Origin of the sequence: Marivirga lumbricoides (assembly GCF_014636295.1) — a bacterium.
Taxonomy (GTDB): domain Bacteria; phylum Bacteroidota; class Bacteroidia; order Cytophagales; family Cyclobacteriaceae; genus Marivirga; species Marivirga lumbricoides.
In genome coordinates this window covers 317,187-335,425 of record NZ_BMEC01000003.1, presented here as the reverse complement: position 1 = coordinate 335,425, position 18,239 = coordinate 317,187, and the positions used below count along the sequence as shown (strand labels likewise).

The window sequence follows — 18,239 nt, the reverse complement described above, 5'->3', positions numbered from 1 at the left end:
CTTGAAAATATTACTTTTTTCCTTTCTGAATACACTCCTGGCTTGTGGTCAGCAGACTTACGATCAGAAACTGAATTCTTTATATAAAAAAACAGTACCTACTATTAAGCCTGCTCAATTAGATTCATTAAGAGCAATTGATAACCTTACTATTCTCGATACAAGATCGCCTGAAGAATATAAAGTAAGCCATATAAAAGATGCAGAGTTCGTCAATTATGATAAATTTAAAGTAGATCAGTTTCAGCAGGCTGATAAAGAAAAACCAATCATCATATACTGCTCGGTAGGCTACAGAAGTGAAAGAATAGGTGAAAAGCTACTGGAAAGAGGATATAAAAACGTCTATAATTTGTATGGAGGTATCTTCCAATGGAAAAATGAAGGCTATCCTGTATACAAAGAGGATAAAATAACAGAAGAAGTTCATGCTTACAATAGGTTGTGGGGCAGATGGCTTGAGGATGATAAAGCAATTAAAGTGTATGACTGATAAAAGGCTCCTGATTATATTTGTTAAAAATCCTGAATTAGGAAAGTGTAAAACCAGGCTTGCTGCCACTGTGGGAGATGAAAAAGCCCTGCGATTTTACGAGAAAATGCTTGAAAGAACGCTTGAAGTAGTGACCCCTGCTAAAGCGAACAAAGCTATCTATTACTCTTCCTTTATAGACAAGAACGATCTATGGCCTGAGAATGAGCGATTTAATAAAGGGATTCAGATAAATGGGGACTTAGGAAGCAAAATGTCCGCAGCCTTTTCAGAAGCATTTCAGCAAGGGTATACATCCGTCTGCATTATAGGAAGTGACTGCTATAAATTGGATACCTCAATAATTGATAAAGCCTTTGAAGCATTACAAAATAAAGATGCTGTAATAGGCCCCAGCACCGATGGAGGTTATTATTTGCTTGGCATGAACCACCTTATTACTGAAGTATTTGAGAACAAAGAATGGAGTACTGATAGTGTTTGTCTTGAAACTGAAAAAGATTTCAGAAAGCTTCATTTAAGCTTTAGTAAGTTGCAAGCTCTCACAGACATTGACACAGAAGAAGATCTTAAAACTATTCCGGAGGAAGTGGTTACCAGCTTTTTAAAATGAGTTGATTATTAATTAGATATCTTTCATTTTATATCCATAGCTCGTATACAAATACCTTTCTAATTAAGCACTTAACTTCCTATATTTAGGAAAATGAGCCAATAAAAAAGGCTCCTGAAAGGAGCCTCTTTAAACTAAACTATTTGGATTTGGCAATTAACCGATTGCAACTCTTTTGAAAGTAGCAACAGTCATTCCTTTATTTACGCTATCCAGGTATTGTGCGATAGATAATTTATTATCCTTCACGAAAGCCTGGCTTAATAATGTATTTTCTTTGAAAAACTTGTTCAATTTACCTTGAGCAATTTTTTCAAGCATTTCTTCCGGCTTACCTTCCTGACGTGCAGTTTCTTTACCTATTTCTATTTCTTTTTCAATTACTGAAGAATCAACGCCTTCTTTATCTACAGCAACCGGGTTCATAGCAGCAATTTGCATAGCAACATCTCTACCTGCTTCAGCAACATCAACACCACCAGTATTTTTTAAAGCTACTAAAACTCCTAATTTACTTCCTGCATGCACGTAAGAAACTACTTTCTCACCTGTGATATGCTCATAGTCACTGATCTCAAGTTTTTCGCCAATTTTACCAATGTTCTCTACCACTTTTTCCTGAACAGTAGTATTGTCTAATGGTAAAGCTTTTAATTCTTCCAAAGAAGCAGGCTTTTTGTCAGCTACTAACTCAATTATTTGCTTTCCAAGATTTTGAAAATCTTCATTTTTAGCAACAAAGTCAGTTTCACAAGTTAATGTAATCAAAAAAGCTTCAGTGCTATCTGCATTGGTTTTAATGAATACGTTTCCTTCAGAGGTTTCTCTGTCAGCTCTTTTCTCTGATAATTTTTGTCCTTTTTTTCTAAGGATTTCAATTGCTTTGTCGAAGTCACCATCGGCTTCTGTAAGTGCCTTCTTACAGTCCATCATTCCGGCACCTGTCATTTGTCTAAGCTTATTTACTTCTTGTGCTGTAATAGCCATGCTTGATAAATTTTAATGGTTTATATTTTTTGTTTACTTGAAAGTGATCGTAAAAAAAAATTGAACATCGAAGCTAGCCCAATGTTCAATTTTTCATTACTCAATATTATTAGTTTGAGATAACTTATTCAGCTGATTCCTTGGACTCCTCTTTGGTGTCAACTGCCTTTTTCTCTTCCTCTGCTTGTTTCATTTTAGCATCATCCTTCTCAGCTTTTCTTTCCATTAAACCTTCTTCAATTGCTTTACCGAAAGTTTTCAAGATGATACTGATTGATTTCCACGCATCATCATTTGCCGGAATTGGATAATCAACCTGGGTAGGATCAGAGTTAGTATCAACCATTGCGAAAACAGGAATATTTAATTTCTGTGCTTCTTTAATAGCGATGTGTTCTCTTTTGATATCCACTACGAAAAGTGCTGAAGGCAAACGATTTAAGTCGCTGATACCTCCTAAGATACGCTCTAATTTTTCACGCTCACGCTGAATCATTAAACGCTCTCTTTTTGCAAGGTTTAAATAAGCTTCTTCTTTCATTAGCTTATCAATACCTGACAATTTTTTTAATGACTTACGGATAGTTGCAAAGTTGGTCATCATACCACCCAACCATCTGTCAGTAACGTAAGGCATGTTCAACCTTTTAGCTTCTTCCTGCACGATGTCTTGTGCCTGCTTTTTAGTTGCAACAAACATTACTTTTTTACCAGAACGTACATGTTGCTTAATAGCGTGACAAGCCTCATCAAGAGCTGCCAATGTTTTGTTCAAGTCAATAATATGGATGCCATTACGCTCCATAAAAATGTAAGGAGCCATTCTTGGATCCCATTTTCTTGTTAAGTGTCCGAAATGTACACCAGCTTCCAGTAAGTCTTTGTACTCAAGCTTTGCCATAGAAATTTATATTTATTAAGTATGTATTGATTAACGCTTGCTAAACTGGAATTTCTTCCTTGCTTTTCTTCTTCCGTACTTCTTACGCTCAACCATTCTTGGGTCTCTTGTAAGAAATCCTTCTTTCTTTAATGCAGGTCTGTTTTCGGGATCAACCTCGCACAAAGCACGGGAAATAGCCAAACGAACAGCTTCAGCTTGTCCTGCAGGGCCACCACCATCTACATTAACTTTTAAATCGAAAGAACCTTCAACATTAGAAGTAGCTAAAGGTTGCTGTACAATTGCTTGTAAAATTTCAGTAGGAAAATAAACTTTGAAGTCTTTTGAATTCACAGTAATGCTTCCTTTGCCTGATTGTAAGAACAAACGGGCAACAGATGTTTTTCTTCTACCAATGGTATTTATAACTTCCATCTATTATATTTTTAGATTTCTTTAATTGTTGGTTTTTGTGCCTCATGCTGGTGCTCAGCGCCTTCATATACATAAAGGTTTCTAAACAACTCTCTACCTAATCTGTTTTTAGGTAACATTCCTCTTACTGATCTTTCTACTAATAAAGCAGAAGATTTAGCTTTTAACTGACGAGGAGTTGTATCACGCTGTCCACCCGGATAGCCAGTATACCTTTGGTAAACTCTATCATCCCATTTCTTACCAGTTAATATGATCTTATCAGCATTGATTACAATCACATTATCCCCACAATCCACATTAGGAGTATAGCCGGGCTTATGTTTTCCTCGGATTAATTTTGCTACATCACTTGCAAACCTACCTAAAACTTTACCCGCTGCATCTACTACGATCCAGTCTTTGTTTACAGTAGCGTTATTTGCCGAGATGGTTTTGTAACTAAGCGTATCCACTATTTTTTCTTTTTGATTGTTCTTAACTTCTTATAAATAAGCCTTTTAGAGTTATGTATAAGACTAAATAAGGCATACTTCCCTCTAAATGGGACACAAAGATAGAAGCTTAATAATTTAAATGCAACACTCTATGGAAAAATTAGTATGAATTGACTGCAAAAGCACGCTTTAATGCTTATTTTTTTCCAATTGCTTTACCGCTACCGCAAAATCTTTAGGGTAAGGTGCTTCATAAGAAATAAAATTACCGGCTAAGTCGGTGAGTCCCAATTGAACAGCATGTAAAGCAAACCTCTTCATAATAGGCAATTCTTCTGATTCCTTTCCTGAATGGTATTTCTTTTTAAACTCCGATAATAGCAATGGCGTTCCGCCATATGCCTCATCTCCTGAGATGGAAGCTTTAATAGCTGCCAGGTGTACTCTAATCTGATGCATTCTACCCGATTCCGGTAAACATTCCACCAAAGTGTGCTTTTTATATGCTTCCAGCGTATTGAAAACGGTTTTGGCCGCCTTTCCCTTTTTATGTGACACTTTTACATAGCCTGAAGAAGTGATATGAAGTGGCAGGTCTACCTCCTCTTCTTTAAACTGATGTATACCATCAGCAATGGCATGATATTTTTTTACTACCTGCCGCTTTTCGAACTGGATAGCTGCATTTCTATAAGCTTCCGGATTTTTAGCTATCAGCAAAATTCCAGAGGTTTCTTTGTCAAGGCGATGGCAGATCTGCGCATCATCCCAATACTCCTTAGCAAGTGACAAGATTGTAATAGTATCGTAGCGATCCGAAAGTGTGGAAAAAAAAGGTGGTTTATTAATAAAAATATAATCGTCTGACTCTGCAAGAATCAGTGTTTTCAAAGAGTTAATGTACATATCTTGCTTTTAAACTGCTACTTCACTTCAGGCAACTTTGTTTTTTGTGATGCCTTTTCTGCTTTATCTTTTTGCCGGGCCTTTTTTGGCAACTTGAAACTAAAAGTAGATCCTTTGCCCAGGGAACTGGTAACTGTAACCGATGAGCCATGCGCCTCCACTATATGTTTTACGATAGCCAGGCCAAGCCCTGTACCTCCCCTGTCCTTCGATCTGCTTTTATCAATCCTGTAAAATCTTTCAAAGATTCTCTTGATATGATCGGGTGAAATACCTGTTCCATGATCTCGCACAGAAATCTCCACTTCACTGGATTTTATTTCAAAGCCTACAATCACTTTTGTATTGTCCTCTGAATATTTAATAGCATTGGAAATTAGGTTAAGCATTACCTGGTAAATCCTGTGGTAATCAGCATATACTTCAATTTCCTTGGTATATGCTTTATCAAACTGCAAATCAATGCTTTTCTTGTCTGCTTTGCCCTCAAATTGATCGAAAACATCCTCCATAAGTGAAAGGAGGTTAAAAGTTTCGAAGTGCATTTTAATTTCACCGGCTTCTATATGAGACAAAGTGAGGAGGTCATTCACCAGCATTTCCAGGCCATCCAGGCTTTTGGCAGCTTTTTTCAGAAATTTCCCACGCACTGCCTTGTCCTTTACAGCACCATCCAATAAAGTATAAACAAATCCCTGGGCGGCAAAGATAGGTGTTTTTAACTCATGCGAAACATCTGCTAAAAACTCTCTGCGGTAAGCCGCCATTCTTTTTAGCTCCTCAATTTCCTGTTGCTTAATGGCAGCATAGGAGTAAATTTCCTGGTTTATCTTCTTAAGGGGGTTGAGTGATTTCTTCTCCTCCATTTCCTCCACAAAAGAATAATCTTTTTCCCCTAGTTTATTAAAAACATCGTAAATCTTATTTATTTCTTTAAAAAAGAGAAATTCCAGTACTATTGAGATTAGTAAATAGGAGCTTGAGCCGGATAATATAAATGTAAGAATAAGAGCTACATCAGAAATATTTTCCAGCAAGCTTAAAAAGGCAGTTGTAACGATGGAAATCGATAAAGCCAATAAAATAGAAACACCCCTTGAATTATAGAACATAACTTGTGAGTGCAAATATAACTAAACCAAATCGAATTTATATCCTACACCTTTTACTGTAGTAATATAACCTTCTCCTACTTTTTCCCTTACTTTTCTTACGTGAACGTCTACAGTTCTTGCAAGCACATATACATCTGATCCCCAAATATTCTGCAATAAATCATCTCTGTTAAATACTTTATTAGGGTTTTGCGCTAGGAAGTACAATAACTCAAATTCCTTTTTAGGAAGGGTAATTTGTCTGTCGTCAACGGTAACCGTATAACTGGTTCTGTCAATAGTGAGCTTACCTACAGAAATTTTGTTACTGTCTTTTTTCTTCTTTACATCTCTTCTGAAAAAAGCATTAATTCTGCTCATTAAGGCACGTGGCTTAATGGGTTTTGTAATGTAATCATCCGCACCGTTCTCAAAAGCCGCAACTTCAGAATATTCTTCCGAGCGTGCTGTAAGGAAGATTACAAATGAGTTCATTGTTTCCGGCAAATCACGTAGTTGGCGGCAGGTTTCTACCCCATCCTGATTAGGCATCATAATATCTAACAATACAAGTTGGGGCTGAAAAGCTTTAGCAATTTCTACAGCCTTTCTTCCATCGTTAGCAGTTTTAACATCGTAGCCTTCTTTTTTCAGGTTGTATTCCAACAATTCTAAAATGTCTGACTCATCATCCACGACAAGCACTTTAAGGCTTTGCTTGTTTCCCATAATTAGATCATTTATTTAACAGCATAAAACTCGCTAAAAATATTTATAAATTAAGCAATATCTCTCTTAATAACAATTTCTTAACATCAGGAACACATGAGACAACATTTATTCCTAAACACATTACAGCGAATTGAAATGAGTAGCGTAATAATTAAGCATTTTCTTTAAATCCGAATGGTGCTCGCGCTTAAATTCCTCTTCCAAGACAGATTGTGTTCCTCCATACCGCTTATACGACAACAAATGTGCATTATTAAAATCCGGGTTTTCAATGATAAATTTGCCGTAATCCGGGTTGAAAAACTGAACCTCCTTTAACTCCGCTTTAAAATTTTCAAAAGTTTCGTACTTAATTTGTTCCTTCTCTACAACGGAAAGATGCCTTATTTCCTGGTAAACCCTTTTAAACCTGGGAAGCCATCCTGATATAAAAGTATTAAGGGTTTCTTTATCAGTCAGCCTTTTTTTGTACCGTGATAAAATGGTACTGTCATTGGGGTAATGCTTTTGAAGAAAACCGACAGCCCCTTTTGCGCCTATAAATGAAGCCAGGTTCTCATTAAAATTCACACTGTCTTTTATATAGACCACATCATGGGTTAATTCATGGATAATCATCTCAGCCAATCTTCCTTCGGAATAAGCTAGCACATTGCTTAAAATAGGGTCGTTAAGCCATCCGAGTGTTGACCATGCACCAACACTTCTTAAACGGGTATCATAGCCTTTACTTCTAAGCTCGCTTTCCAGTTCTAAGGCTTTATCATAAATAAAAAAGCCCTTGTATTCAACCTTTCCTAAAAAGGGGAATTCCCAGCTGTAATTGCTTAGTTGGTAAGGATGGGAAGCTGTTACTACCCAAAGAATATCCTTTCCTTTCTGATCGTACATTTTGGTGTACTGATCGGAAGCAGGCATATTAAGCTCAGTTACAGCGTAAGACTTAATCTCGTTAACTAAAAGGATTTTTTGTTTGATAGAATCAGGCACTTCATCGCTTTCCAGGAAATCTTCCAGAGGTTGGGCTTTGGAAATTACTTCCCACTGTCCTTTTGCCTGCATTAACCCATAGGAAACTAGCTCCCACTTTGCTGCAACTATTAATGCCACTATCACCAGAAATATGCCGGCTATATGCCTTGAGCTTATTTTCATAGAACTCTGTTAGTTATTTTGAGGTGCTTAAATAATGAAAAAAATATAACTACTTGTCCGCCCTATTCTTTTAGATATATCTTATATTCTATTTCTTAATAGGAATTGTTTTAAAGATATTAAAATAAATAGCATGTGAAAACTCAAATACGTCATTTTCAAAGTCCCAATAGGGCTCAAACCTTAAGAGTAACTTGGCAGAATTACCAATGTGAAACTCGTTCATTACCCTCAGAATCAAGAGCTGCCTTACGTCCTGAAAATTACGGGAATCTGTAATAGTAGAATAGGACTGATAAATCCTCCCTCCTTTGTAAGAATAAAAGTGGTCCCCGTACCAGTAACTGAGCATAAAATCACCCAATTTAGTTTTTAAAGTACCGTTGAGGTAATAGCCGTATCCCTGGATATACGGCAGTTCGAAAGAGTTTGAATTATCCAGAAAATGCACATAATGTCCTTCCCACTTATAACCTTTGAAGAGATGGTTGTTCCATTTTTTCTCATACGAAAGCCCTAACGAATTATTAAACCGGGTAACAAGTGGCTCATCAAAAACGGAATCAATTTGCCCCGCTTTATGGTAGGCCCTGAACTGATAATGAAACTGCAAATGATCATTTTCATCTTTGTGCAAATCGTAAGTACTTACCAATCCTCCTGATACTCTTTCCTGAAAAGGAGAGTTGGTATAAATCATTCTTTCCCAGTTAATCCAGAAATCAGCAAAAATCTTCTTTTTTTTATAGATATACTGAATGCCACTTTCAGGCACATCATATAAAAGCCTCTCAAAGTCTTCCAATGGTTCAATTTGGCGGTGATGGACAGAGCCGTTTATATTCCCAAGCAAAAGCTGGCTATTTCGCCAGTCATATAAAATGGCCAGAAAGGGAATGGCGTAGGTAAGTTGATTGTTGCCAAAATCTTTTTGCAGAAAAACTCCACCCTCTACTTTAACCTGCTTATTAATTTGCCATCCTACAGCAGGTGTTATTCTATAACCAAACAGGGTGTAACCTTTTACAATTGTGTTAAAATATTCATTGTTTTTATTAAATGCCAAAGTACGAAGTGTAAAACTGAAGGGCGTTTCCAAAGTGGTGTCTTTAACTACCGGTTGCTCCAATCCACTATTATCCAGCTGGGCTTTTAAAGAAGAAAAAGGGATTAATAAAATAATAAATACTAAAATAATAGATTTTCGGGCGTGCATGAAGGGCTAATTTAAAAAGCAAATATAAAGCATTTGGCAATTGACACAAATCCTGCTAAATTCGATTCGGCAAGTTACAAATTAGGCATATACAAATAAGACCATGAGCGAAAAAAACGAAAAATTAAAAGCTTTACAGCTTACAATAGATAAATTAGACAAGACATACGGAAAAGGTTCGGTCATGAAACTCAGCGATGAAAAAGTGGTTGATGTACCTGCTATTCCTACCGGCTCTTTAGGTTTGGATATTGCTTTGGGTGTGGGAGGAATTCCGCGCGGTAGAGTGATTGAAATCTACGGCCCTGAATCCTCCGGTAAAACCACTTTGGCAATGCATTGTATTGCTGAAGCACAGAAAAAAGGAGGCATGGCTGCAATTATTGATGCAGAGCATGCTTTTGATAAATCTTATGCTGAAAAGCTGGGAATAGATACGGAAAATTTACTTATCTCACAGCCTGACAATGGTGAGCAGGCTTTAGAAATAGCTGAGCATTTAATTCGTTCAGGAGCATTGGATATTGTAGTGATTGACTCTGTTGCTGCTTTAGTACCAAGAGGTGAACTGGAAGGCGAGATGGGTGACAGTAAAATGGGATTACAGGCAAGATTGATGTCTCAGGCTTTAAGGAAGTTGACCGGAGCTATTAGTAAAACTGGTTGTGCCTGTATTTTCATTAACCAGTTAAGAGAAATTGAAATTTTATGCCTCTGTAAGGTTGGATATTCGAAGAATAGGAAGCATTAAAGAAGGGCCCGATAATATTACCGGTAACCGCGTAAAAGTGAAGGTAGTTAAAAACAAGGTAGCACCTCCTTTTAAAGTGGTTGAGTTTGATGTGATGTATGGCCAGGGAATTTCTAAAGTAGGAGAAATTATTGACTTAGGAGTAGAGCTGGATGTTATTAAAAAGGCCGGGTCATGGTTCTCTTATATGGATAATAAATTGGGACAAGGCAGGGATGCTGTAAAAACATTGATCTTAGACAACCCTGAACTAATGGAAGAACTGGAAACTAAAATCAGAGACATAATTAAGGGAGGTGCAACTGAAGAGAAAGCAAAACCCAAAAAAGAAGCTGTAAAAAAATAAGACTTTAAGTTCTATAATAAAAGCCAATGAGATTCATATTTCATTGGCTTTTTTTCTGGTGGAATTTAAACCCGCTAATCCTTATTTTCAAATGGGGTTAAAACGTTGAGAAAAGCATCTGCTGTCTCCTGAAAACCAGCCAATATTTCTACATTTTGTTCACCAGTTAAATCGAAAAAATACTCTGTTGGAGACTTATTTAGCTTCTCTATCTTTACACTTGCAATGATCTGTGGGGGCGAAGTGAAACAGTTATAAGAAGGATGACGTGGATACGTTATTCCTTGATCTTTATCATCCCACGGAATAATTTCTTCTATGCGATCTATTAACTTCTTTAGCTCCTCAAAATGGATAAAATAGGCTGTCTGAAATAAGAACTTATTTTCAAAAGGTGAAATATAATTATTAAGTTGATAATGATAAGCAAGTATTGAATCATTATCAAACTTTTTAAAAACCCACTTATTATGTATTGTATTATAATCAAACGAATTCTCACAGTGACCTTTTAAAGCATAGGATAATTTAAAAATTGTTTGTTGAGAATATACTTGTGTATATGAACAAAAAAGAATTAAATAAAATATACCTCTCATCATCCTATAGAAATTCTATTTACATTCTTCAGCGCTAAGTGCTTGTTGTCCTCTGCCCTCTCTACACTTCCAGGCTGTATTAATTTGAGTTACCTGCCAAATGCTTCCTCCCAATTTTAACTCCACTCTAAAATACTGATCTTGCAATCTTTTATCTTGCAAGTTTTTCTTTTCAACCAGCACCACTGCATGAGTCACCAGTTCATTTCCGCTCAAGCTTTTTGAGACCACATTCAATTCAGAACTAACCATTTGCTGACCTGCTATCCGCAGTGCGATTGTCAGCGGACTATAGGCCCATGGCAAGCGCATGGAAAGCGCTTTTTCTATGCTTTTATTATATTCATCAATAGGAATACTCTTGCCGCTTTTAAGAACCTCAGCTTCATATAACCATAAAGTATTCTCAGCCGTTTCATTTTTTGTTTCAGGAGAACAAGCTGAAATAATTAATACAATAAAACACCAAAACCTCATCTTCATTTAATAAAATATTTTTAATGAAAGATTTTTGGTTGAACTGTTCAATGTGAACTTAGCCTCCTCATACTTAGGGGCGCTGAAAGTATTTACTGCATCATTACTGGTACCATATCCTTCCTTTGGCGCACCTACAAAATTGGTATCCATATCTTCATTATCATTTTCATCGTGCAGAAAAATAACAGCATATTCGCCATATGGCACATCTTCAAAAACTACTTCATGCACTTTTTTATTCACTTTCACTTTCTTAGTCCTAAAAGCTTTTTCACCCTTATCAGGAAAATGTTCACTGGAATTAAAAAGGGAAACCAAAAGATGACCTTCTGTATTTCTGAATTCTTTTACCTGCACTTTTATTGTTCCTGTTTCTGCATTCAGATTATTACCACTTATTATCATCTGAAAGGCAATTAAAATAGCATATAGCATATTAAGATAATTTATTTGTTATGAAAATGTATTAACGATATGTAATTGATATAGGTATAAAACTACTTGATTAAAAGCTTATAATGAAATGAAACTTTTAAAACTGACAGTTACTCTTTACGTCATATTCTTAATTAGAATACTTTTAACCTGAGTTTGATTCTTAATTTGCTTTAAAAGCCCTTCAGATTATTCCCGCTTTGGCAGGACAAGCTATTCCGGTCCCAATCGATCGGGATTACATTTTTCAAAAAAAAATCAACTTGAGCCGACACATCGGCATCCATAGTCTGATTGTACTATAACAGGAGATATTTCAATTGGTCGGCACAGGCAGCATAATTAAGCCTTTGGAAAAAGTAAGTCTTAATTTTGCAGCATAGCCTGCCTCTCCTTAGCGGGCACGCCATTTTATTAATCGAACTGAGGTTTTTTAGGTTAATAGAGCAAGTGTAATTAATCTTGTGAAATCCCTTTTCTATTATTTCAATTATATATTTTAAAGACTGAACTTAAGAGCTGTTTTACGCTATTAGAACTTTCGCAAATCAAGCTTAAAGCTACTATTACAGCACTTTTAATATAATTCTTAATTATAAATCCTATTATCTAACATAATATTTGTTAGTTTTGCTCACACTCATAATCTTTAAAATATTATATCAACTCATATTTTATGCAAGAAGTTAATAATTTCCTTGAATTAATTGACAGTTATATTGGCAGTGCCGCGTGGTTTCCTTACGCCCTGTTGGGAACAGGATTGTTCTTTACAATTTATCTTAAATTCCCTCAGATAAGATTTTTCAGACATGCTGTAAGAATTGTTTCAGGGAAATTTGATAGAAAAGATTTGCCGGGAGATACTTCTCACTTTCAGGCACTGGCAACTGCCTTATCAGGTACAGTGGGCACAGGAAATATTGCAGGTGTTGCATTTGCCATTCACCTGGGGGGGCCGGCTGCTCTATTCTGGATGTTGATGACCGCAGTTTTAGGTATGTGTACAAAATTTGTGGAAGTAGCGCTATCTCATAAATACAGAACAAAACTTGATGATGGTTCTATGGCTGGTGGCCCAATGTATTATATGAGAAATGCTAATTTTACCCTCGGCGGAAAAAAAGTCAGTTTGAAATGGCTAGCTGCAATTTTTGCGTTTGCCACTGTTCTTTCGTCTTTTGGAACAGGCAGTTTACCTCAAATTAATAGTATCTCCAGCACTTTACTGGCTACTTTCGGTATAGATCAGGTTTTAACAGGAGCTGTTTTAGCAGTTTTGCTCGGGTTGGTTATCATTGGAGGAATTAAAAGAATTGCAGCAGTTACCTCCAAACTTGTACCGGGAATGGCCATTATTTACTTCATTGGTGCTTTTGCGGTAATCTTCTTTAACTACGAAAATATTATCCCTTCCCTTGGTGCTATTTTCGGTGATATTTTTACCGGATCCGCTGCTACTGGTGGTTTTATTGGTGCTAATTTGGCCTTTGCTTTTAACAGAGGGGTAAACAGAGGATTATTTTCCAATGAAGCAGGTCAGGGTTCTGCGCCTATTGCACACGCTTCCGCTAAAGCTAATGAGCCACTATCAGAAGGTATGGTGGCCATTCTGGAACCTTTTATTGATACCATTATTATTTGTACAGTGACTGGCCTGGTGCTTTTATCATCAGGTGCATGGAATGAAAAACATACTAATCAATTTGAGTATACTGAAATTGAAATACTTTCTAAACAATTTGCAGAAAACAATCCTGAACATGTTCAGAAGGTTTATGACCACTTAAATGACAATGAAAAGTTAGCTGAATATACTGGTAATATTGAAGTAGAAAATGGAAGAATCACTAACAATGAAGCTTTCACGTTTCTGCATGCCCGAAGCTTCGCTGACAGCATAATTGTTTATAAAGATGAAGGCTTGCTATCTGATGCATTATTCACAGGCTCAATTGCAGTTAGCAATGGAAATATTGTAGATAAAACACCTTTAAAGTTTATTGGTAAATCGCTGGTTCATAGCTCTCCTCTAACTGCTTTAGCTTTTAACAGAGGCTTTTTCGGTGACTACGGACAGTATATAGTTGCTATTGGTTTATTACTATTTGCTTTCAGCACAGCCATTAGCTGGTCTTATTATGGAGACAGAGCTATGACTTATCTATTTGGCACCAAGTCGGTAGTTTACTATCGTATCGTTTATGTGGTGGCATTTTTCTTTGCTTCTTTCCAAGATACCACCATCATCTGGACTCTATCTGCTATTACTATTGCTTTGATGACTATTCCTAACTTAATAGGTATTATCTGGCTAAGGAAAGATATGAAGAGAACCATTCGTGAGTATGGTGAGTTTTTTGAGGAGAATTTCCCAGGCGTTAAACACCCTAAGTTTAAGTAACTATTTTAGCGAGGTCACATTAAACAAACAAGGCACGGAGATGATCCGTGCCTTATTTGTTAATTCCCTTCAGAATTAACAACCATTATTCAACCAATACTCAAAGTTTTAGAATATTCTGTAGAAAGAGATATTATCCACATTCAGAAGAAAATCAGCTTTAGCCATATATTTTCTTAATTGAATATCTTCAGTTTCAAAAGAAGTCAATTCTCCTTCATAAACTACCTCGTCATTTTCTCCTAAGATTTTTACGATTGTTACGTTATCACATAGAATAACACCTTCATCAATCAGCTCTCTTTCCATTCTATCCAAATCAGATTCTGCAGTCATCTCTGCGATATATTTGGCTTCTTTCGCTTTTTCCACTGCCTTATCATCAGTGTCATTTGCCATTACATCTACTGTTGTGATGCAAGCAATTACAGTTGCTATCAAACTTACTTTTGCGGAGGTTTTTAAATTTTTCATGTTCTTAATTTTTTTAGTTTTTTGTTTCTATACTGCTAAGACGCTGCCAAATATTACATAGTTGCATATCGCCATTTAAAGCATTTAAAAGCAGTTTTTAAAAACTCCATGTTTCAGCACTGTACACTAATGAACACTTTTCATCCCAAAAAAGAACACCGTATTAAGAGATTTTTTTCAATACATCGCGGATGGAGTGCAGGTAGGAATTTCCAAATAGATTAAGATGAACAAGAAGCGGATATAAATTATATATCCCTATCCTTTCCTGAAAGCCGGGAGAAAGAGGAAAGCTTTCTTCGTAGGCTTCATAAAACTTTTGATGAAAGCCACCAAAAAGGTATGTAAAAGCTAAGTCAGTTTCTCTGAAACTATAGTGGATAGAAGGGTCAATTAAGTAAGGAGTTTGCCCTTTACCCACTACAAAGTTACCACTCCATAAATCACCATGCACTAAACTTGCCTGAGCTTCAGGAATAATATCAGGAAGTTGTTTGAACAGTTGCTCAAAAGCTGCATTATCTTTTTCACTAAGCGAGTTATTCCTGTTTGCTAAAGCTATTTGTTTTTGAAGCCTCTCTTGCACGAGAAAAGGTAAATATTGTTTTTGCTGTCTGTTACTTTGATGCAAGCTACCAATATAATTATCATGCTGCCAGCCATAAAAAGGAGCCTCTTTAAAATGTAACGCTGCCAGATTCTGTCCAAATTGCTCCCAAAACAATTTTCCAGGCCTTTCCTGCTCAATAAATGGAAGCACTAACACTTCATAGTTACCTACATTTTCACAGGCTACTACTGAGGGTGTAGCAATAGTATTGGTAGCAGCAATAGCAGACAGGCCTTCTTCATCAAAATGTATAATATCCGGAAACTGCCTGGAGTCATTATATTTTAGGAAGAATTTTTCACCTTTAGCCAAATAACTAAAGCAATTATTTATACTGCCACCCCCTGTCACAGAGACATCTGCTATATCACACTGGTGAAATTCTTTAAGGAAATGAAGTATTTCTGAAGCAATCATTTCTAAATTTTATAAAAATCCGGCAGAAATGAAAGGGGTGAAAAACTAAGACGTGATTTTACTTGGGGAATGCAGTCAATTCTTCTATTTTTGCACAAACTTAAAAATGAGTATTAATGAGCGTTTTAGTAAATAAAGATTCCAAAGTTATAGTGCAAGGATTTACCGGTTCTGAAGGTACTTTCCATGCTGAACAAATGATAGAATATGGTACTAACCTTGTAGGCGGAGTAACTCCTGGAAAAGGTGGCCAAACTCATTTGGGCAAACCTGTATTTAACACAGTTAGTGAAGCTGTTGAAAAAGCAGGCGCTAATGTTTCTATCATTTTCGTTCCACCAGCTTTTGCTGCTGATGCAATTATGGAAGCTGCTGATGCCGGTATAAAAGTTATTATTACTATTACTGAAGGTATTCCTGTAAAAGATATGATGCAGGCTAAAACCTATATTCAAGATAAAGATTTAGTTTTAATAGGTCCTAACTGTCCGGGAGTTATCACTCCGGGAGAAGCTAAAGTTGGTATTATGCCAGGCTTTGTTTTCAAAAAAGGTAAAATAGGTATTGTTTCAAAATCAGGGACTTTAACTTATGAGGCAGCCGACCAAATAGTGAAAGCCGGGTTTGGTATTTCTACAGCTATAGGAATTGGTGGAGATCCAATTATTGGTACTCCTACTAAAGAAGCTGTTAAGATGTTAATGGAAGATGATGAAACTGATGCCATTGTAATGATTGGTGAAATTGGTGGAAACTATGAGGCTGAAGCGGCTCGTTGGATCAAAGAAAATGGTAACAAAAAACCAGTTGTAGGTTTTATTGCTGGTAAAACTGCTCCTGCAGGAAGAAGAATGGGACATGCTGGTGCTATTATCGGTGGAAAAGATGATACAGCGGAAGCTAAAATGAAAATTATGGCTGAGTGTGGAATCCACGTAGTACAGTCTCCTGCTGACATAGGCGAGACAATGAAAAAAGCACTAGCTTAATTAGAGCTAAGACAAAACTTTATAATTAAGAGGGGATGATGAAAATCATCCCCTTTTTATTTTGTTTGAATTAAATTAATAGTAATAAAAAACACATCCCTAAACTGCTGAAAATGTATGCTTTATAACAAAAGTTGTTTTTATTTTACATTTTTTCTTTTTAAGGGGTTACTTTTGTTCTGCGAGATGTATATAACTATACAAACACACAAATTTATTCATACACCTGTTTAACACACAGAAAGCCTCTTTTTAACACGGGAGGCTTTTCTGTTTTAAAACTTTTTAACATGCTGCATTTCAAATGCATTTCAGCTATTCTTGTTACAAAAGAGGATGAGTAAAGCAGTCTTTCATTTAAAAGTTACCGGATCAAAAAATTGTTGTAACTAGTTGTGTCAAAAGCAGAATTCAGGCAACAACCAGAATTACCCCTCTGAGCCTCCATACCATGTGTCTCACGTACCATCATCTAATCTTAGTTTTTTACGAGATTTTTGTTTACTAAAACCCATTGACTATCAGACGCTTGAGATAAAGTTAACAATTATTTAAAATTTCTTTTAATTGAAGGGTTACTTTTATTCTGCGAGATGTATATAACTATACAAACACACAAATTTATTCATACACCTGTTTAATATTAAAGCCTTCTTTGAAAAAAGAGGGCTTTTTTTATGCTCCACACTTTTTTATGCATTTGTGCTTTTTATCTTTACAGTATGGAATTCATAAAAGTAGACAACAGCTATAAAAAACACATTGCACTTATCACCCTTAACCGACCTAAAGAATTAAATGCTTTAAACCTGCAGTTAATGGGGGAGCTGAGAGATGCATTAAAAAACTTAGATGAAGATGATACAGTGCGTGCCATCATTCTAACAGGCAACGAAAAAGCATTTGCTGCCGGAGCAGACATTAAACAAATGGCAGGTAAAACGGCTATTGACATGCTCAATGTAGATCAATTCAGCACCTGGGATCAAATCAAAAAAACCAAGAAGCCTATTATTGCAGCTGTTTCAGGATTTGCTTTAGGTGGTGGTTGCGAGTTAGCCATGACCTGCGATATGATAGTTGCTTCGGAAACTGCTAAGTTCGGCCAACCTGAAATAAAAATTGGGGTGATGCCGGGAGCAGGTGGCACCCAAAGGCTCACCCGAGCCATAGGTAAAGCAAAAGCTATGGAAATGGTTTTAACAGGCAAATTTATATCAGCTGATGAAGCAGAGAAGGTGGGACTAATTAACAAAGTAGTACCGGTGGAAATGTATTTAGATGCTGCAGTAGAACTTGCAGAACAAATTGCCCAACTATCTCCTGTAGCCGTAAAATTAGCGAAAGAATCAGTTAACAGAACTTTTGAGACTCACTTAGATGAAGGGCTGCATTTTGAGCGTAAAAACTTCTACCTGACATTCGCCTCTGAAGACCAAACCGAGGGGATGAATGCCTTCGTGGAAAAAAGAAAGCCGGATTTTAAAGGGAAGTAATCCAGATACAATTTAAATCGTAATTATAAAATTATCCCCCTCTTGGCCATGGTACGTGTCTCACGTTCCACTATACATTAATAAATGCCTGTTTCTAATACTGATTGCAAACAAAGGTTTATAGCTCAGGAAGTATACGACTCCTAGTTACTTGCTATTAGTATTCTCAAATACAATACCTCCCCTCATTGTTGCAAACAAGTATGAGGGGGAATTCAAAAGATTGCCGCGCATAATTCTCCCCTAAAGGCAGAATTGAATGCTCGCAATAACCAAACCTCACTAAA

General features: G+C 36.4%; 19 protein-coding genes and 1 pseudogene. 6 read left to right on the top strand and 14 right to left on the bottom strand.

Annotated elements, in window-relative coordinates; all coding sequences use genetic code 11:
• Position 1 precedes the first annotated feature (1 nt).
• A complete protein-coding gene (locus IEV85_RS06335) occupies positions 2-493 on the top strand; it encodes a rhodanese-like domain-containing protein (protein WP_229712522.1) in 492 nt (163 codons plus the stop codon).
• Complete coding sequence (locus IEV85_RS06330; protein ID WP_188461356.1) at positions 486-1,106, top strand: TIGR04282 family arsenosugar biosynthesis glycosyltransferase; 621 nt, start codon at positions 486-488, stop codon at positions 1,104-1,106. Before IEV85_RS06335 ends, IEV85_RS06330 begins: the two co-directional genes overlap by 8 nt.
• Before the next feature lie 156 nt (positions 1,107-1,262).
• On the opposite strand, the gene tsf is transcribed toward IEV85_RS06330, so the two are convergent.
• The 9 genes from tsf to IEV85_RS06285 all read right to left on the bottom strand — a co-directional run bounded on the left by tsf (position 1,263) and on the right by IEV85_RS06285 (position 8,951).
• A complete protein-coding gene (gene tsf, locus IEV85_RS06325) occupies positions 1,263-2,093 on the bottom strand; it encodes a translation elongation factor Ts (RefSeq protein WP_188461354.1) in 831 nt (276 codons plus the stop codon).
• 124 nt (positions 2,094-2,217) lie between these two features.
• Positions 2,218-2,994 carry a 30S ribosomal protein S2 gene (rpsB, locus tag IEV85_RS06320; protein WP_188461351.1) on the bottom strand — a complete coding sequence of 259 codons (777 nt, stop codon included), beginning with the start codon at positions 2,992-2,994 and terminating at the stop codon, positions 2,218-2,220.
• A 30-nt stretch (positions 2,995-3,024) separates the two neighbouring features.
• Entirely contained in the window at positions 3,025-3,411 is a 387-nt protein-coding gene (gene rpsI / locus IEV85_RS06315) for a 30S ribosomal protein S9 (protein ID WP_188461349.1), read from the bottom strand.
• A gap of 11 nt (positions 3,412-3,422) precedes the next feature.
• A complete protein-coding gene (gene rplM / locus IEV85_RS06310; RefSeq protein ID WP_188461347.1) occupies positions 3,423-3,866 on the bottom strand; it encodes a 50S ribosomal protein L13 in 444 nt (147 codons plus the stop codon).
• A gap of 171 nt (positions 3,867-4,037) precedes the next feature.
• Positions 4,038-4,754: an RluA family pseudouridine synthase gene (locus tag IEV85_RS06305; RefSeq protein WP_188461345.1), complete on the bottom strand. Its 717-nt coding sequence runs from the start codon at positions 4,752-4,754 to the stop codon at positions 4,038-4,040.
• A 17-nt stretch (positions 4,755-4,771) separates the two neighbouring features.
• Complete coding sequence (locus IEV85_RS06300) at positions 4,772-5,866, bottom strand: sensor histidine kinase (protein ID WP_188461342.1); 1,095 nt, start codon at positions 5,864-5,866, stop codon at positions 4,772-4,774.
• A 21-nt stretch (positions 5,867-5,887) separates the two neighbouring features.
• A complete protein-coding gene (locus IEV85_RS06295) occupies positions 5,888-6,577 on the bottom strand; it encodes a response regulator (RefSeq protein WP_188461340.1) in 690 nt (229 codons plus the stop codon).
• 123 nt (positions 6,578-6,700) lie between these two features.
• The gene (locus IEV85_RS06290; protein ID WP_188461338.1) at positions 6,701-7,735 is read right to left on the bottom strand and encodes an aminopeptidase; all 1,035 of its coding nucleotides are present in this window, start codon (positions 7,733-7,735) and stop codon (positions 6,701-6,703) included.
• An 88-nt stretch (positions 7,736-7,823) separates the two neighbouring features.
• Positions 7,824-8,951: a hypothetical protein gene (locus IEV85_RS06285; protein WP_188461336.1), complete on the bottom strand. Its 1,128-nt coding sequence runs from the start codon at positions 8,949-8,951 to the stop codon at positions 7,824-7,826.
• A gap of 103 nt (positions 8,952-9,054) precedes the next feature.
• Here IEV85_RS06285 and recA point away from each other — a divergent pair.
• Positions 9,055-10,048: pseudogene (gene recA / locus IEV85_RS06280) on the top strand (recombinase RecA).
• A 74-nt stretch (positions 10,049-10,122) separates the two neighbouring features.
• Here the strand turns inward: recA and IEV85_RS06275 are convergent.
• The 3 genes from IEV85_RS06275 to IEV85_RS06265 are packed head-to-tail and all read right to left on the bottom strand — an operon-like array spanning position 10,123 to position 11,562.
• Positions 10,123-10,650, bottom strand: a complete 528-nt coding sequence (locus IEV85_RS06275) for a hypothetical protein (protein ID WP_188461334.1) — start codon at positions 10,648-10,650, stop codon at positions 10,123-10,125.
• Between the two features lie 12 nt (positions 10,651-10,662).
• Positions 10,663-11,124 carry a hypothetical protein gene (locus IEV85_RS06270; RefSeq protein ID WP_188461332.1) on the bottom strand — a complete coding sequence of 154 codons (462 nt, stop codon included), beginning with the start codon at positions 11,122-11,124 and terminating at the stop codon, positions 10,663-10,665.
• A 6-nt stretch (positions 11,125-11,130) separates the two neighbouring features.
• A complete protein-coding gene (locus IEV85_RS06265) occupies positions 11,131-11,562 on the bottom strand; it encodes a DUF2141 domain-containing protein (protein WP_188461330.1) in 432 nt (143 codons plus the stop codon).
• Between the two features lie 676 nt (positions 11,563-12,238).
• On the opposite strand from IEV85_RS06265, the gene IEV85_RS06260 reads away from it, so the two are divergent.
• Positions 12,239-13,966: an alanine/glycine:cation symporter family protein gene (locus IEV85_RS06260; RefSeq protein ID WP_188461328.1), complete on the top strand. Its 1,728-nt coding sequence runs from the start codon at positions 12,239-12,241 to the stop codon at positions 13,964-13,966.
• 108 nt (positions 13,967-14,074) lie between these two features.
• On the opposite strand, the gene IEV85_RS06255 is transcribed toward IEV85_RS06260, so the two are convergent.
• Positions 14,075-14,440, bottom strand: coding sequence for a hypothetical protein (locus IEV85_RS06255; protein ID WP_188461326.1), 366 nt, complete (start codon positions 14,438-14,440; stop codon positions 14,075-14,077).
• A 163-nt stretch (positions 14,441-14,603) separates the two neighbouring features.
• A complete protein-coding gene (locus IEV85_RS06250; protein ID WP_188461324.1) occupies positions 14,604-15,467 on the bottom strand; it encodes a fructosamine kinase family protein in 864 nt (287 codons plus the stop codon).
• Positions 15,468-15,583: 116 nt separating this feature from the next.
• Between IEV85_RS06250 and sucD the strand changes: the two genes are divergently transcribed.
• Together sucD and IEV85_RS06240 are read left to right on the top strand one after the other, a co-directional pair.
• A complete protein-coding gene (gene sucD / locus IEV85_RS06245; RefSeq protein ID WP_188461322.1) occupies positions 15,584-16,456 on the top strand; it encodes a succinate--CoA ligase subunit alpha in 873 nt (290 codons plus the stop codon).
• Between the two features lie 722 nt (positions 16,457-17,178).
• Positions 17,179-17,952 carry an enoyl-CoA hydratase-related protein gene (locus tag IEV85_RS06240; protein WP_188461320.1) on the top strand — a complete coding sequence of 258 codons (774 nt, stop codon included), beginning with the start codon at positions 17,179-17,181 and terminating at the stop codon, positions 17,950-17,952.
• Positions 17,953-18,239 lie beyond the last annotated feature (287 nt).